At 40.7% G+C, this 16063-nt stretch carries 15 protein-coding genes; 9 read left to right on the top strand and 6 right to left on the bottom strand.

Annotated features, from left to right (window positions below; genetic code table 11):
* Positions 1-435 precede the first annotated feature (435 nt).
* The gene (locus tag HCG69_RS10190; RefSeq protein ID WP_002559804.1) at positions 436-1110 is read left to right on the top strand and encodes a hypothetical protein; all 675 of its coding nucleotides are present in this window, start codon (positions 436-438) and stop codon (positions 1108-1110) included.
* A 13-nt stretch (positions 1111-1123) separates the two neighbouring features.
* On the opposite strand, the gene HCG69_RS10185 is transcribed toward HCG69_RS10190, so the two are convergent.
* Genes HCG69_RS10185 through HCG69_RS10175 form a run of 3 tightly spaced genes read right to left on the bottom strand, consistent with a single transcriptional unit; the run spans position 1124 to position 4495 of the window.
* Entirely contained in the window at positions 1124-1936 is an 813-nt protein-coding gene (locus HCG69_RS10185) for a DUF4846 domain-containing protein (RefSeq protein ID WP_025867134.1), read from the bottom strand.
* Positions 1936-3534 (bottom strand): aspartate:alanine exchanger family transporter, encoded by a 1599-nt coding sequence (locus HCG69_RS10180; RefSeq protein ID WP_002559802.1) that lies wholly within the window; start codon positions 3532-3534, stop codon positions 1936-1938. Before HCG69_RS10180 ends, HCG69_RS10185 begins: the two co-directional genes overlap by 1 nt.
* Before the next feature lie 55 nt (positions 3535-3589).
* Entirely contained in the window at positions 3590-4495 is a 906-nt protein-coding gene (locus tag HCG69_RS10175) for a cation diffusion facilitator family transporter (protein WP_221649951.1), read from the bottom strand.
* 740 nt (positions 4496-5235) lie between these two features.
* Here HCG69_RS10175 and HCG69_RS10170 point away from each other — a divergent pair.
* The 3 genes from HCG69_RS10170 to HCG69_RS10160 are packed head-to-tail and all read left to right on the top strand — an operon-like array spanning position 5236 to position 6770.
* Positions 5236-5475, top strand: coding sequence for a hypothetical protein (locus HCG69_RS10170; RefSeq protein ID WP_025867132.1), 240 nt, complete (start codon positions 5236-5238; stop codon positions 5473-5475).
* A gap of 9 nt (positions 5476-5484) precedes the next feature.
* Entirely contained in the window at positions 5485-6258 is a 774-nt protein-coding gene (locus HCG69_RS10165; protein ID WP_195348755.1) for a threonine/serine exporter family protein, read from the top strand.
* A complete protein-coding gene (locus HCG69_RS10160; RefSeq protein ID WP_025867131.1) occupies positions 6255-6770 on the top strand; it encodes a threonine/serine exporter family protein in 516 nt (171 codons plus the stop codon). Before HCG69_RS10165 ends, HCG69_RS10160 begins: the two co-directional genes overlap by 4 nt.
* A 221-nt stretch (positions 6771-6991) precedes the next feature.
* Here HCG69_RS10160 and HCG69_RS10155 read toward each other — a convergent pair whose 3' ends face one another.
* The 3 genes from HCG69_RS10155 to HCG69_RS10145 form a co-directional block, all read right to left on the bottom strand.
* Complete coding sequence (locus HCG69_RS10155) at positions 6992-7660, bottom strand: bifunctional 4-hydroxy-2-oxoglutarate aldolase/2-dehydro-3-deoxy-phosphogluconate aldolase (RefSeq protein ID WP_002559797.1); 669 nt, start codon at positions 7658-7660, stop codon at positions 6992-6994.
* 54 nt (positions 7661-7714) lie between these two features.
* Entirely contained in the window at positions 7715-8026 is a 312-nt protein-coding gene (locus HCG69_RS10150) for a four helix bundle protein (protein WP_370634144.1), read from the bottom strand.
* Between the two features lie 122 nt (positions 8027-8148).
* Positions 8149-9174, bottom strand: coding sequence for a sugar kinase (locus HCG69_RS10145; RefSeq protein ID WP_002559795.1), 1026 nt, complete (start codon positions 9172-9174; stop codon positions 8149-8151).
* Between the two features lie 339 nt (positions 9175-9513).
* Here HCG69_RS10145 and HCG69_RS10140 point away from each other — a divergent pair, with 339 nt between their 5' ends.
* The 5 genes from HCG69_RS10140 to ispE all read left to right on the top strand — a co-directional run bounded on the left by HCG69_RS10140 (position 9514) and on the right by ispE (position 16015).
* Positions 9514-10578 carry a LacI family DNA-binding transcriptional regulator gene (locus HCG69_RS10140; RefSeq protein ID WP_221649949.1) on the top strand — a complete coding sequence of 355 codons (1065 nt, stop codon included), beginning with the start codon at positions 9514-9516 and terminating at the stop codon, positions 10576-10578.
* A gap of 44 nt (positions 10579-10622) precedes the next feature.
* The gene (locus HCG69_RS10135; RefSeq protein ID WP_221649948.1) at positions 10623-12113 is read left to right on the top strand and encodes a UxaA family hydrolase; all 1491 of its coding nucleotides are present in this window, start codon (positions 10623-10625) and stop codon (positions 12111-12113) included.
* Positions 12114-12332: 219 nt separating this feature from the next.
* Positions 12333-13631: a Na+/H+ antiporter NhaC family protein gene (locus HCG69_RS10130; protein ID WP_221649947.1), complete on the top strand. Its 1299-nt coding sequence runs from the start codon at positions 12333-12335 to the stop codon at positions 13629-13631.
* 183 nt (positions 13632-13814) lie between these two features.
* Positions 13815-14810, top strand: coding sequence for a GAF domain-containing protein (locus HCG69_RS10125; RefSeq protein WP_255585699.1), 996 nt, complete (start codon positions 13815-13817; stop codon positions 14808-14810).
* A gap of 377 nt (positions 14811-15187) precedes the next feature.
* A complete protein-coding gene (gene ispE, locus HCG69_RS10120; protein WP_221649946.1) occupies positions 15188-16015 on the top strand; it encodes a 4-(cytidine 5'-diphospho)-2-C-methyl-D-erythritol kinase in 828 nt (275 codons plus the stop codon).
* Positions 16016-16063: the final 48 nt, after the last annotated feature.

Below are 16063 nucleotides of genomic sequence, written 5' to 3'. Positions count from 1 at the left end.
TTATCGCAAGACATTGGTATATTGACATATTATTACAATGAAGAGGTTCCAAGGGTCCCCCTAAACAGTATCATTACGTTTATCCGGTATCGTACTTTGTTTTTCTCAGAAAGGAATGTTCCTTTTCTCGACATGTATTACTGTTTTACATGTACATGTCGTGCTGTTCCACATGCACATGTCGTACCGTTCCACATGTACATGTCGTACTGCTTTACATGTACATCTAAAACAATCTTACACACCGAGACTTCATACGTTCCTCTATGAGACACTTTGCGAGAATTTGCGCTCACCTGTGTTTCAATGTACTATCGCCTGTCGTACCTCCCCGGCCGAGAAGGCCCTATGAAAACTTTTCATGCGTTTCTCAACGGATATTAACAGATTAACAGTACATTTGTCGTATCATATTTATTTAATAATAAAACTACAATGAGAACGAAAGACTGGAAAGCGATAAATACCCCCAGGATACTTGTGATAGGAGAAGATTCAAACTTGCAGTGGTCGGAAACCGTAGCAAAGTACGCTATGTTTGCCGATTATTATTTTCGCGGATTTCCGGAAGATCACGGAGAGCGCAGTAGAAACGTGGAGTCACGCAATCTCTTCAACTATGTAATGAGACTCACCGATCATCAGTTAACTCCCGAAGATGTGTACATCACCAATTTGTGCAACGATGATGTAGAACCGGCTCCCAAAGGAAAAAGAACTTTCATACCCGAAGAAAAAGCACAAAAAGGCATCGAACATATCAAATGGATTTTGTCGGAGAATCCTTCCATAAAATGTATATTAGCAATGTCTTTGCAAACAAATTACTGGCTTCAGCAACTCGGTTTCTACGAAGGGGATGCCGATTTTTTACGGGCTGCCGAACCCAGACGCAACGGAAAAGAAAGCCTGTCGCCTTTCTATCAGCCGGTAGACGGTAAAGCATTTACCATGATCTGCGGTAAAGCTTATGACGCTACGGACTTCCCGGTAAAAGTATTCCCTGTGCTTCCTGCAAAAGACTATCCCTTGTCCGATCAGAATCTGGATCGTTATGCAAAAGCTCTGGACCAGGTAGTTAATTACTTTAGAACGAATAAGATATTTTAAACTCCGGAGCTTTTTATTCGTTTCCGGAGATAAAACGTTTTAAATCACTCTTATTGAAGACCCATTCGGGGGTATAGAGTTTGCCGGTAGTTTCGGATGAAAGTTCGTACCACGGAGAGAGTGAACGATTTTGAGGATTAACCAATAAATGTATCTGCTGCGCAGGCATATAGCTTTGTGCCAGCAGATATACTTTTTTCCGGGTTTGCGGATTCACCGCCACATCCATCACAATAACAGCATGCCCGGGAGAACCGCCTTGTATAAATACATCACCGGGAGACAAAGAGGCATAAGGAACAACAACAAGCTCTTTTGACAAGGAAGCCGTACCGGCATACATAAATACTATATCCAGATATTTGCGGAAAGTCTTATAAGAATAATCGGGAGCAGTTGCGGCATACCACTGTACCTTGTTTCCGTTTACTTTAATACGATTACCCTCTGCCCACTTTTTATATTCGGCAGGGAAACCACTGGTGAAGTTAAACTTTATCTCATCATATCGTTTCTGTGCCCACAAATATTCAGCACGCAATCGTATCACAGCGTCAGCACACTGCTGCAAGTCACGATTACCGATCTCCATATCGATCACAGCGTAAGCCGCAGCCTGGTTCCGCTTCACCTGCCCGTTGTAAAGCAACACTTTACTCCCTGCCGGTAATAAAGACAGTGTCCGCAAATATGCTGTAAACGAATGGAGATCACAGGCTTCACGAACATATCCCGCAGGAGGTGTCACACGCCTTTCAATACTTTGCCCGGATACGGACAAAGCAGAAAGCGTAAACACAATGCTTATAAGAAAAAGCGTCTTCATTAATATACAACCGTTGATATAATCTGTATAAAGAGAATAAGAAATACCATTGCAATCGGATAAACCGTAGCATAAGCCACACTTGGGATATTACTGTCTACCATTGAGTCGGCAGCAGCAAGCCCCGGTGTACTGGTCATGCCTCCGGTTATGGTTCCCAATAAGTCGAGTACATTAATTTTAAAAACCAGCCTGCCTACCAATACGGCTACCAGCATAGGCACTATTGTAATAGCTGCCCCTACCCCGAACATCAGCAATCCGCTCTCCTGGAAAGTAGCTACAAGAGTCTTTCCGGCAGAGGTACCGACTTCAGCAAGAAAGAGCAACAACCCTAATTGGCGCAATAACTGATTGGCAGGTCCGGACATTGACCAAAGGATTGGTCCGGTTTTACCTACTGCACTAAGCACCAGAGCCACTATCAGTACACCACCCGTCAATCCCGGAGAGAAAGACAATCCACCGGGGAAGGATATATTGAGCTTTCCAAATAATACGCCAAGTACGATCCCCATCGCAATAGGAAAGAAATCGGTATCCGACAGCTTTTTGGCATCATTGCCCAACAAACGCGCCACTCCCTGTATACCTTCTTTCTCGCCTACCACCATTAACTTATCACCAAACTTCAGCGCAAGATCCGGTGACGGAGAAAGGTCAATACCACTTCGGCGAACACGGGTCACCGTACAACCAAAGTTGCGTTGCAGATTTAAGTCGCCCAACTGTTTGTTTATCATATCTTTCTTAGTGAGCAGCAACGACTCAATCTCTTGAGTCTTATCCAATGGGAGTTCACCCTCTTCACGCTTACCAATCAACACGGCAAGCTGATTCAAAGACTCATCACTCCCCACAGCCTGAATATAATCTCCTTCACGAAGCACCGTGTGGGCAGTAGGGATCGAAATTTCTTCGTCGTGCTTCAGCCGGGAAATAACAGCTCCGGTCATTGCACGGGCATTGATTTGCATCAGGCTACGGCCGAACACACTTGGATTGGTGACGCGATAAATACAGGTTCCCAATTCAGGAAATTGTCCGCGACGTTCTATTTCGAGACGGCGTGCCTCCTGGTCGAGGTTCACCCGCATGATCTTAGGAAGCAGTTTCACAAACAAGATAACTCCGATAACACCGAACGGATAAGCAATACCATAAGCAATGGAGGCCATCGGAGAATTTGTACTGTCAATAGCTACAGCAAGTCCCGGAGTACTGGTCAGTGCACCGGCAATCAGTCCCACAACACTCGGGGTATCAATATCAAAAGCATACTTCAGCCCTACAGCCGTAAGCGAAGCCGAACAGATAATGAGCATCGTAATAAGAATCAGGGTCTTTCCTTTGCTTCGGAAAGAATCAAAAAATCCGGGACCGGCCTGGATACCAATCGTAAATATAAAAAGTACCAATCCGAAGTTACCCAACTCTTTGGGGATAATTACACCAAAATGTCCGAAAAGTAAAGCAATAAAAATGACCGCCGATACATCGAGCGATAGCCCCTTGATCTTGATTCTTCCCAACATGAAGCCTAAAGCAACAATCAGAAAAAGTGCAAAATAAGAGGAGTTCAATAAATCAGTAAGCATAGGTTTTAAAGGGTTTGTTAGTTTAGGGCGGCAAAGGTACGTAAAAAAGCCTCAATCAACAAGTTTCTTCGTCGCAGGTGGCACCTTCACACTCAAACTCAAGCGTAATATGATGAATGCCCGCATCCTCTAATACACGCCTGATGAGATGCTTAGCTTCCTCCATATGATTCATTTCATCCAATACAATATGTACAGTCAATGCAGTTTCAGTGGTACTCAACGCCCAGATATGAAGATGATGATACCCCACAACGCCGGGTTGTGAAAGTATAAGCTGTTCTATTTTCTCCGTATCTATTCCTACAGGTACTCCATCCAATGAAAGCCGAAGACTGTCATGCAACAACCCCCAGGTAGATATAACGATAATAACTGCGATAACCAGCCCGATAACCGGATCGACAATGGTCCAGCCGGTATACATGATGATAATACCCGAAATCACTACTCCTACAGAGACCAGCGTATCAGCAGCCATATGCAGATATGCTCCCTTTACATTCAGATCTTTCTCTTTATCTTTCATGAAAAGCCAGGCAGTGACAGCGTTTATTACAACGCCTGCCCCGGCTGTCCAGGCAATAGCAGCACCCTCTACAGGAGTAGGATGAAGTAGCTTGCCTATACTTTCGGTAATAATGATACCTACAGCAACCAATAGAATTACAGCATTGAGCAGAGAAACCAATACCGTACTCTTTTTATAACCATACGTATAGCGACTATTAGGATGTACTTTTGCCAAACGAAAAGCAAGCATAGCGAGCACAAGGCTCGCTACATCTCCCAAGTTGTGTCCGGCATCGGAAAGCAAACCCAAAGAATCATAATAAAAACCGATGCCGAACTCAACAAGGACAAAAAGTATATTGAGCGTAATTCCTATAATGAACGATTTATTAAGCGACGATAACTGATGTACGTGCTCATGCGAATGATGTTCGTGATTGTGTACCATTATTATATTCTATTTTAGCCTGTTATGAAAAACAGATCTCTATTTAAAAAGGAAACATTTCATATCCTGAATTGGTTCAGGAAAACAAGTAAATAAGAATTCACCTGATAAGCTTATACCCATAAATAAGTATTGTTCTAAGAGGATTCATCATATTTAGGTATTGTCCTTTCTTTGTTTCACACGTAACTTTGCAACGATAAATAATAACAAAACAATGGTTCTTATCTCAAAACCAACTTCCAAACGAACACATTATCGCAGAAACTTGACAATCCTTTTGTTATTTCTCATAATCGGTATTGTTACATTTTGCCTATGCCTTATTTCACACAATGATTCCAACATCCATTGTCACTGTTTACAATGCCTTATGAATCATATCCCTGAAGATGGTGAATACCTTTATAATCGCTACCTACCTCTTATCAGCCTTCTCTGGATATTACTGATATTCCTTCCGATCTACTTTTTCAGACACAGAAAAAAATAAGCTTCCGGTTGATACAGAAATGAACCGAAAACTTATCCAAAAGAAATTCTCTTCTCTCTTTTGTCTACTGTTTTTTTGATTACCTTTGCCGCCGAAATAGCGCTTTTTCATCTTGAAACAATCGATATTTAGCCGGAATTAAACTAAAATCTAAGAACTGTGTTATAGACATCAGGGACCTAACTCTCTTTGCAGAGAAACAATTGTGTTATTTTAGATTTAAAGATTTAATAAGGAGAAAAGATTTATGTTATCAGGAGAACAAGTGGAAGAAACTTCCAACACAGACAGTTGCCAGGCAACCGCAACATCTCAAGAGGCAATACAAACTGTTACCACCTATACCACCGGCACAGTAGCTACAACACCTGTACGCAGAACATTTGAAGAACAAAAACCATTCATCTTCGGAATTGTAGGTTTCGCGGTATTGTACATTATTACACTTATCATAACCCGGATTGTAAAGAATCAATTAGCACGTTAAAACACCCCCATGGATATCCATCAAGAATTAAAAGAGCTTTCTAAATTCCTGTCGGAGTACTCTACCAGCCTTATGGCTGTAGGAGTACAAACTTCACGTATTGTACGCAACACCGCGCGTATAGCCGAATCATTCGGGTTCCTCTGCGATATGACGATCTTTCAGAAAACGATCATTATGACATTGCGTGACGCCGACAATTCACATTCATACAGTACTGTGAACAAAATAAAGCCTATGGGATTGAACTTTGCCATCAATTCAAAGCTTAGTACCCTTAGCTGGCAAGCTTATGATGAACGACTCTCATTGCCGGAATTGCAACGCCGTTATCTGGACATTGTCAGCAAGCCACGCGAGAGCAAATGGCTGGTACTAATCCTTGTTGCATTTGCCAATGCATCCTTTTGCCGCTTGTTTCAGGGAGACTTTACTTCGATGGGAATTGTATTTGCAGCCACTCTGGTAGGTTTCTTTGTCCGTACCCTACTGATGGAACATCACTGGAACCATCTGGCGGTATTTATAATCTCCGCTTTCGTGGCTTCAATGATTGGCAGTACAGGCTATCTGATGCATTGGGGCAATACTCCCGATATGGCACTGGGTACAAGTGTTCTCTACCTTATTCCGGGGGTGCCATTGATTAACTCCATCATGGACATTATCGACGGGCATGTATTGGCAGGGACTTCGAGATTTATCAACGCTTGTCTGCTTATCATTTGTATAGCGATAGGTCTGTCAATGACTCTTTTATTAACCGGAATCAGCGCCTTATGACAGCACAGTTTATCACAGAGATCATACAAGATGGGGCCTTTGCCGCTATTGCTGCTATCGGGTTTGCCATTATATCCAATCCACCCCGTAAAGCCATATTAATATCCGCTTTACTGGCCGCCATAGGTCACGGATTGCGTTATTTCCTTATGCACACTGCTATGCCTTTGGAGATTGCAACGGCTTCGTTCTTCGCCGCCTTCTCTATCGGTCTGCTGGCTATCCCGTTTGCAAAAGCCATTCATTGCCCGGCAGAAGTTTTTTCGTTCCCATCTTTACTCCCTATGATTCCGGGAATGTTTGCTTATAAGAGTATTCTTGCATTAACTCAATTCATGCAAACAAAAGATGACACCGCTTCATTAAAATACCTGGTGGAGTTTTGCCACAACGGAGCTACCACTATCTTCGTGCTTTTTGCCCTGGTAGTAGGTGCAGCCATACCAGTATTTATCTTCCATCGCCAATCATTCACAGCAACCCGCTTGCTGAAGAAACTGGTGAAGAAATAAACATAATAAAAACAAGCCACCGGAATGATTCACTAACAATGTCATTCCGATGGCTGTCCCCTTTAAACACCTTTAAACAAAATGAAAAAAATATGCCTCAACTAACTAAACTAACTAACCCTTAGAGGCATATTTTAGATTTACGATTGAACGATTTACGATTCTATGATTGAAGTAACCCCAATTATAAACTGTAAATTGTCTAATCGTAAATTTTTTCTTTATTTACGAGCCTCAGCAATGTAACCCAATGCTTCAGCACATTTAGCTGTAACATAAGCCCAATCTTCGGCAGCTACTTTATCTTTCGGGAAGAGTTTAGAACCCATACCTACGCAGAATACGCCAGCCTTAATCCAGGCAGTCAGATTTTCTTTAGTCGGCTCAACTCCGCCGGTCACCATTAATTTAGACCATGACATCGGAGCCATCAGACCTTTTACAAAATTAGGACCATATACATCACCCGGGAATACTTTGCAAAGATCACAACCTACCTCCTGTGCGAAACCTACTTCTGATACCGAACCACATCCCGGAGTATAAGCTACCAGACGACGGTTACAGATCTTAGCGATTTCAGGGTTGAACAACGGACCTACTACGAAGTTAGCACCTAACTGAATATACAGTGCAGCTGTAGCCGGATCAACAATAGAGCCAATACCCATAGCCATTTCCGGACATTCCTTTGCTGCAAATTTCACTATTTCAGCAAATACTTCATGAGCAAAGTCACCACGATTCGTGAATTCGAAAGCACGAACACCACCTTCATAACAAGCTTTTACTACTTTTTTTGCAATTTCTGCATCTTTATGGTAGAATACAGGAACCATGCCGGTTGAACCAATCTTGTTCAGAACCGCTATTTTATCAAATTTTGCCACGACTATAATATTTACGATTAGACGATTTACTATTTACAATTGAAATTACTTTTATTATATATTTACGATTAGACTTGCTTTAATTGACGGGCTTTTGATGTAACGATTGAACTTACTTATTATCCGATAGAGTTCATCCGCTTCTTGTGATAAATCCAATAATTTTTCAGACTTTATCATACCACTATCTCCTATGATTTCCAGCCAATGCATCGTTTCATCCAATTCCTCCTCCACCATTTTCAACTTATTCAGAAAATCTTTATCGGATTTTCCTAAACAAGCTGCTCTATAATTAGCAGCAGGTGAAGTTCCCGAACGAACAATCTGTTTAGCAATAGCATTACCTGAAATCATATTAGGCATACTATCTACCATTTTAATTATTCTCAGTGAGAACATTTTGAATCGTTTTTTCAATTCATCAGAGTCCATTATCCAAAAGTAATTTCAATCGTAAATAGTAAATCGTCTAATCGTAAATCTCTTTATCTTTGCACGCGTCCGCTTGCATCACCTCCTGCCAGCGCTTCTACCTCTTCTACTGATACAAGGTTGAAGTCACCATTGATAGTGTGTTTCAATGCAGAAGCAGCAACAGCAAATTCAAGAGCCTCACCCTGGTTCGGTTTCGTCATCAAACCATGGATGATACCTCCGGAGAATGAGTCACCACCACCTACACGGTCGATGATAGGATCAATATCATAACGCTTTGAAGTATAGAACTCCTGACCATTGTAAATCATAGCTTTCCAACCGTTATGTGTAGCAGAGAAAGACTCACGCAATGTAGAAATTACATATTTGAATCCAAACTCTTTCATCATCTGCTGGAAGATACCTTTGTAACCTTCAGCATCCGTATGTCCTGCTTCAACATCAGCATCCGGCTTGAAACCCAGACAGAGTTCTGCATCTTCTTCATTACCAATACATACATCTACATATTTCATTAACGGCTTCATGATAGACTGTGCTTTTTCTTTAGTCCATAGTTTCTTACGGAAATTCAAGTCTACAGAAACTGTTACGCCATGACGTTTTGCAGCCTCACAAGCCAAACGAGTCAGTTCAGCAGCTTTATCAGAGATAGCCGGAGTGATACCAGACCAGTGGAACCAGTCAGCACCTTCCATAATAGCATCAAAATCAAAATCAGCAGCATCAGCTTCAGCGATAGAAGAATGAGCACGGTCATAGATTACTTTACTTGGACGCATAGAAGCCCCTGTTTCAAGATAATAGATACCTACGCGATCACCACCACGGGCAATAAAGTCTGTCTTTACACCATATTTACGCAATGCATTTACAGCAGACTGACCGATTTCGTGTTTAGGCAATTTTGATACGAAGTATGCATCGTGGCCATAGTTTGCACAGCTCACTGCAACGTTGGCTTCTCCACCACCGTATACTACATCAAAAGAGTCAGATTGAACAAAACGAGTGTTACCTGGAGTTGATAATCTAAGCATGATTTCGCCTAACGTAACGACTTTCTTTCCCATAATTCTATGTTTTAATGAAATAAGTAATTAATATTATTAAGTTTCAATTTATCATCATAAGCCCATTTTGCAGCTTAACACACTGATACTATGCAATATATACAAACAACAAACGTACACCACATAGCTTTCGTGTGCGGGCACAAAGATACAACAATTTTCGTAATTACAAAAATTGTTATATATTTGTGTCGAAAATATTAATATTATTATTGTGTACGAGCACAATATTGATTTACGATTTGATCATTTACGATTTACGATTGATAAAACTTCGTTCATTCAACCATAAGTCTGATGTCTTTTCAATCGTAAATCGCAAACAGTCAAATCGTAAATATGAATAAGTTGCCTGATAGAATCAGAATCAAAGATATCGCCCGTCTGGCCGACGTATCAGTAGGAACAGTAGACCGCGTCATTCATGGACGTAGCGGAGTTTCCGAATCAAGCCGGAAACGCGTTGAAGAGATCCTAAAACAGTTGGACTATCAGCCCAATATGTATGCAAGTGCATTAGCTTCCAATAAAAAGTATTCTTTTGCATGTCTCCTCCCTCAACATTTAGAAGGGGAATACTGGACAGATGTAGAAAAAGGTATCAGTAAGGCACTTAGTACCTATTCCGATTTCAATACTACAGTAAAAACCACCTATTATGATCCTTATGATTACCAGTCATTCGTTAACGCAAGTGATGCTATTATAGCACAGCATCCGGATGGAGTGATGGTGGCACCTACCGTACGCGAATATACCCGGATTTTCACCGGGCAATTAACAGAACTGGATATACCTTATATATATATAGATTCAAATATTAAGGATATACCCCCACTGGCTTTCTTCGGACAAAACTCACGCCAAAGCGGATACTTTGCTGCACGCATGCTGATGTTACTGGCTGGAGCTGAAAAAGAGATCGTCATCTTCCGCAAAATACATGAAGGTATCGTAGGGTCCAATCAGCAGGAGAACAGAGAAAAAGGATTCAGACAATATATGAAGGAACATCACCCTGCATGTAATATATTAGAACTGGACCTTCATGCCGAACGTAATGATGAAGATGCTCTTATGTTGGACAACTTCTTCCGGGAGCATCCTACTGTGCGCAACGGAATCACATTTAATTCGAAAGTGTACATTGTAGGAGAATATCTGCAAACCCGGGAAAAGAATAACTTCAACCTGATCGGTTATGACCTTCTGGAGCGAAATGTAGCCTGCCTGAAACAAGGAAGCGTGTATTTCCTTATAGCACAGCAACCGGAACTACAAGGATACAACGGTATCAAGGCATTATGCGATCATCTTATTTTCAAAAAAGAGGTAAATTGCATTAACTATATGCCTATTGATCTGTTGACAGTAGAAACAATTGACTATTACAGCAATAAATAAAGAAGGTTCTTCAATCGTAAAAACAGTAAATATAAATAAGCATCATGGAAACAAAGTATCTAAAAATCAACCCAGCTGACAACGTAGCCGTAGCTATCGTTAACCTACCCGCAGGAGAGAAACTTTCAGTGGATGGCATTGAGATAATCCTGAACGAAGATGTTCCGGCCGGGCATAAATTTGCCTTGAAAAACTTTGCTGAAGGAGAGGACGTCATCAAATACGGTTATCCTATCGGGCATGCCAAAATGGTAAAGAAGCAGGGTGATTGGATGAATGAAAATAATATAAAGACCAACCTGGCCGGACTTCTGGAATATACTTATAATCCGGTAGAGGTATCACTCGATATTCCAAAGAAAGATCTGACCTTCAAAGGATATCGTCGTAAAAATGGCGATGTAGGTGTACGTAATGAGATATGGATTATTCCTACTGTAGGCTGCGTCAATGGTATTATCAATCAGTTGGCCGAAGGTTTACGCCGTGAAACGGAAGGTGAAGGCGTGGATGCCATCGTAGCTTTTCCACACAACTACGGTTGTTCGCAATTGGGTGATGACCACGAAAATACAAAGAAAATCCTTCGCGATATGGTACTTCATCCCAATGCAGGTGCAGTGCTTATTGTGGGATTGGGATGTGAAAACAATCAACCGGATGTATTCCGCGAATTTTTAGGTGACTATGACCAGGATCGTGTGAAGTTTATGGTTACTCAGAAAGTGGGTGACGAATACGAAGAAGGTATGGCAATCCTGCGCGAACTTTACGCTAAGGCTTCTAAAGACGAGCGTACCGAAGTTCCTTTGTCAGAACTGCGTGTAGGCTTAAAATGTGGTGGTTCTGATGGTTTCTCCGGCATTACAGCCAATCCATTGTTAGGCATGTTCTCAGACTTCCTTATAGCACAAGGTGGTACAAGTGTATTAACTGAAGTCCCTGAAATGTTCGGTGCCGAAACAATTCTGATGAACCGTTGTCACAACAAAGAGTTATTTCAGGAAACCGTTAAACTAATTAATGATTTTAAAGAATACTTCCTCTCACATGGTGAACCTGTAGGAGAAAACCCCTCACCGGGAAATAAAGCCGGAGGTATTTCTACACTGGAAGATAAAGCACTGGGATGTACACAGAAATGTGGTAAGAGTTATGTAGAAGGTGTATTACCATACGGAGAACGCTTACAGGTGAAAGGTCTCAACTTGCTTTCTGCACCAGGCAATGATCTGGTGGCAGCCACTGCCCTTGCTTCCTGTGGTTGCCATATGGTGTTATTTACTACCGGTCGCGGCACTCCATTTGGTACCTACGTACCTACTATGAAAATCTCTACCAACTCAACTTTAGCTAAAAACAAGCCGGGATGGATTGATTTTAATGCAGGCGTTATCATTGAAAATGAACCAATGGAAAAGACTTGCGAACGTTTCATTGACTATATTATCAAAGTTGCAAGTGGTGAATTTGTAAACAACGAGAAGAAAGGATATCGCGAAATCGCTATATTCAAGACAGGAGTAACGCTTTAAATCAGAAGTTAGAAGATAGTAGTTAGAAGATAGAAGTTAGGAGTTAGAATAAAAGAGCCGGTAGTTAAATCTATATTAGTATGTAAATCATAAACACGCTGTATAGATTCTGACTACCGGCTACTATATTCCAACTACTATATTCTAACCCCTATTACTCCCATTCTTAACTACTAATTATTATCTTTGCGATCCCAAAACAAGTACAACCCTATATAAATGAACGAAGAAAAGAATAGTAAGCATATCTCCGGCTGGTGGGCACTCAGCCCGCTATTTGTTTTCCTGTGCCTCTATCTGGTAACCTCCATTATAGTCAATGATTTCTATAAAGTCCCTATTACAGTAGCTTTTCTGGTATCTTCCTGTTACGCTATCGCCATCACACGTGGTTTAAAGCTGGATCAACGGGTCTATCAGTTCTCTGTAGGAGCCTCCAATAAGAATATTATGCTGATGATCTGGATCTTTATCCTGGCCGGGGCTTTCGCACAAAGCGCGAAAGAGATGGGAGCCATTGATGCAACAGTAAACCTCACTTTACACATTCTTCCCGACAATTTGTTATTGGCAGGCATCTTTATAGCTTCCTGTTTCATCTCCCTTTCTATCGGAACCAGTGTGGGAACGATTGTAGCTCTTACCCCTGTTGCCACTGGCCTGGCACTGAAAACCGGCATAGATATTCCGTTTATGGTAGCTATCGTTGTAGGTGGTTCCTTTTTTGGTGATAACCTGTCCTTTATTTCCGACACCACCATTGCCTCTACCAAAACACAAGGCTGTGTAATGCGTGACAAATTTCGCGTGAACTCAATGATCGTTGTACCTGCTGCACTTATTGTTCTGATTATCTATATTGTTCAGGGGCTATCAATCACCGCTCCTCCCCAGGTACAAGAAATCGAATGGCTCAAAGTCATCCCTTATCTTGTTGTATTGGGTACAGCCATAGCAGGTATCAACGTAATGATTGTTCTCCTGCTGGGCATCATCTCCACAGCTATCATAGGACTTGCTACAGGAAGTTTCAGTATATTCGACTGGTTTGGAGCAATGGGAAACGGCATAACCGGGATGGGCGAACTTATCATCATCACCCTGCTTGCAGGTGGTATGCTCGAAACAATCCGTTATAACGGAGGAATTGATTTTATCATTGGAAAGTTAACCCGCCATGTCAATGGCAAGCGTGGAGCAGAACTTAGTATCGCCGCCCTGGTCAGTATAGCCAACCTCTGTACAGCCAACAATACAATTGCTATCATCACTACCGGACCTATTGCCAAAGATATCGCCGGCAAGTTCAACTTAGATCGTAGAAAAACAGCCAGTATCCTCGATACATTTTCATGTTTCATACAAGGCATCATCCCTTACGGAGCACAATTACTCATGGCGGCAGGGCTGGCTAAAATTTCTCCAATCAGCATTGTAGGCAATTTGTATTACCCGTTTACTATGGGGACATTTGCATTATTGGCTATCCTTTTTCGCTATCCGCGAAGATATTCGTAGCATTCTTCTAAGAAAAGTCACAAACAGCATCTTCTGATGAAGATAACTTTACGATTTATAGTGTTTTATCACATATGAATCTTAATAAGATCCGAAAGTATTATCTATATTTGTGTTTAAATCTACAGACAACAGGAAGATATGTCAAATCTGAATTCCGATAAACTTCTCAGATTAACCTCCATGGCACAAATTGGATGGTGGGAAGCAGACTTTAAAAACCAAAGATACACTTTATCAGAATTTATAGTAGACCTTTTGGATCTCGAAAGTGATACTATTGAATTCAAAGATCTTCATAATCTTGTTCACGAAGACTACCGGGACAAATTGAAAGAGGCATCTATGACTCTTAAAAATCAGCGTACCTATGAACTGATCTTCCCTCTTTATACTAAATATGGAATAACCTGGGTATTATCTAAAATGGAATTCAACAAGAATATTGAGCAAGATAATCTAAAATCTTTTGGTTACATAAGATGCCTTGATGATATTGAAGTCAATGAAAAGAAACTATCCACAAGAGATGAGCTTAATAAATTACTCTATCGTCAAATCAGTATATCCCATTCTCTATTTTCATTTTTGCAAACAGATGATATCTCCGAAACAGTGCAGAAAATACTGAAAGATATACTAATGCAATTTAATGGAGACCGGACTTATATTTTCGAAATACTTCCGGAGAAAAACATACAAAGTTGCATTTATGAAGTGACAGCGGAAAATGTTTCAAAGGAACAAGAATTTCTTCAAGACCTCCCCATTAACCAGATTTCGTGGTGGAGTCAACAAATATTAAGCAAAAAGGCAATCATTCTGAACACACTCGATGATATGCCTCCGGAAGCTGAATATGACAGGAATATTTTAGAACCACAAAATATAAAATCACTCATGGTAGTCCCACTCTTATCAAAAAAAGGAGTATGGGGATATATGGGTATAGATATCGTTAAACGATATCGTAACTGGAGCAATGCAGATTACCAATGGTTTACCTCTTTGGCAAACATTATCAGCATCTGTATTGAACTGCGTAAATCCGAGCAAAAAGCAAGAGAGGAGCGGCAAGATCTCAACAACTTATACCGCCATATGCCCATGGGTTACCTCCCGATGCAAATTGTCTATAAAAATAATAAAGTAATCGTTCACAAATGGGAGGAGAAATAGGAGTAGAATCAACAGAAGATACAGGTTCTTCTTTCTGGTTTACACACCCTTTATAATATCTTATCAGAGTGAAAATCAAGCAATAAAGAAGTACGTACTTTTGAGGTGTAAAAGTACGTACTTAACACACTGTTAATATGCATTTTAAGTCAACATTAAATACGTACTCTTTCAATTAAAAGAATACATAGTGTACAACACAAAAGTATCTTATCCTTTACTTGTAAGAAATTAATTCCTCAACAGATTAAAACATAGAATATAATAATGAAGAATTTGCTAACTTTGCATCGTCATTCATAAACATCGTAAACGTACCTATGTTATTACCCTCCAATGAGAGTCATAACTGCAGGGAATAAATCGTAAATAAAAAGATGATCACATTTCCAAATGCCAAAATAAACCTGGGACTAAATATTACAGCAAAGCGTCCGGACGGATATCATAATCTGGAAACCGTCTTCTACCCTGTACCTATAGAAGATGCATTGGAAATCCATGTGCTAAATAATAGTACAGATAAGAAGTTTGCTTTGCATCAGGCTGGTATGGAAATAGCAGGAAATGCAGAAGACAACCTTGTGGTAAAAGCCTATTTATTATTGGATAAAGAATTCGATCTCCCTCCGGTAGATATTCATTTATACAAACATATTCCACCGGGTGCCGGCTTGGGGGGAGGATCCTCAGATGCAGCTTTCATGTTGAAACTCTTGAATGAACGATTTGAATTGAAGCTAACAGATGAAAAATTAGAGGAATATGCAGCTACATTAGGAGCCGACTGTGCTTTTTTTATAAAAAATACCCCAACTTATGCAGAAGGAATAGGAAATATCTTCTCCCCTCTTTCACTCTCTTTAAAGGGTTATCAGATTCTGTTGGTCAAACCGGATATCTTCGTTTCCACCCGGGAAGCCTTCTCACTGGTCAGGCCTCATGAACCGGAATATTCATTAAAAGAAATTATAACTCATCCCGTCAGTGAATGGAAAGAACAAATGGTGAATGATTTTGAAGCAAGTGTATTCCCGCAATATCCTGTTATTGGAGAAATAAAAGAAGAATTGTATAAAAATGGAGCGATATATGCCGCTATGAGTGGTTCGGGGTCATCAGTCTTTGGATTGTTTGCTCCGGATATCGCAATACCGGATATTAACTTTGGCGAACGAAGTTTTGTATTTAAAGGAAAACTATAAACTTTGAATAAAAAAAATAAGGAACGCAGGTGTACAGTCTGCGTTCCT

It is taken from the genome of Bacteroides sp. K03 (genome assembly GCF_019734355.1).
GTDB classification, from domain to species: Bacteria; Bacteroidota; Bacteroidia; order Bacteroidales; family Bacteroidaceae; genus Bacteroides; species Bacteroides nordii.
This window is presented reverse-complemented; position numbering and strand designations above follow the sequence as displayed.

What these genes read in the sequence shown, in the direction of transcription:
- HCG69_RS10145 (WP_002559795.1), bottom strand. Translation starts at nt 9,174, where the DNA reads ATGGGAAAGAAAGTCGTTACGTTAGGCGAAATCATGCTTAGATTATCA.
- HCG69_RS10150 (WP_370634144.1), bottom strand. Translation starts at nt 8,026, where the DNA reads ATGCCTAATATGATTTCAGGTAATGCTATTGCTAAACAGATTGTTCGT.
- HCG69_RS10130 (WP_221649947.1), top strand. Translation starts at nt 12,333, where the DNA reads ATGAACGAAGAAAAGAATAGTAAGCATATCTCCGGCTGGTGGGCACTC.
- HCG69_RS10190 (WP_002559804.1), top strand. Translation starts at nt 436, where the DNA reads ATGAGAACGAAAGACTGGAAAGCGATAAATACCCCCAGGATACTTGTG.
- HCG69_RS10185 (WP_025867134.1), bottom strand. Translation starts at nt 1,936, where the DNA reads ATGAAGACGCTTTTTCTTATAAGCATTGTGTTTACGCTTTCTGCTTTG.
- HCG69_RS10170 (WP_025867132.1), top strand. Translation starts at nt 5,236, where the DNA reads ATGTTATCAGGAGAACAAGTGGAAGAAACTTCCAACACAGACAGTTGC.
- HCG69_RS10125 (WP_255585699.1), top strand. Translation starts at nt 13,815, where the DNA reads ATGGCACAAATTGGATGGTGGGAAGCAGACTTTAAAAACCAAAGATAC.
- HCG69_RS10140 (WP_221649949.1), top strand. Translation starts at nt 9,514, where the DNA reads ATGAATAAGTTGCCTGATAGAATCAGAATCAAAGATATCGCCCGTCTG.
- HCG69_RS10160 (WP_025867131.1), top strand. Translation starts at nt 6,255, where the DNA reads ATGACAGCACAGTTTATCACAGAGATCATACAAGATGGGGCCTTTGCC.
- HCG69_RS10180 (WP_002559802.1), bottom strand. Translation starts at nt 3,534, where the DNA reads ATGCTTACTGATTTATTGAACTCCTCTTATTTTGCACTTTTTCTGATT.
- HCG69_RS10135 (WP_221649948.1), top strand. Translation starts at nt 10,623, where the DNA reads ATGGAAACAAAGTATCTAAAAATCAACCCAGCTGACAACGTAGCCGTA.
- HCG69_RS10175 (WP_221649951.1), bottom strand. Translation starts at nt 4,495, where the DNA reads ATGGTACACAATCACGAACATCATTCGCATGAGCACGTACATCAGTTA.
- HCG69_RS10165 (WP_195348755.1), top strand. Translation starts at nt 5,485, where the DNA reads ATGGATATCCATCAAGAATTAAAAGAGCTTTCTAAATTCCTGTCGGAG.
- ispE (WP_221649946.1), top strand. Translation starts at nt 15,188, where the DNA reads ATGATCACATTTCCAAATGCCAAAATAAACCTGGGACTAAATATTACA.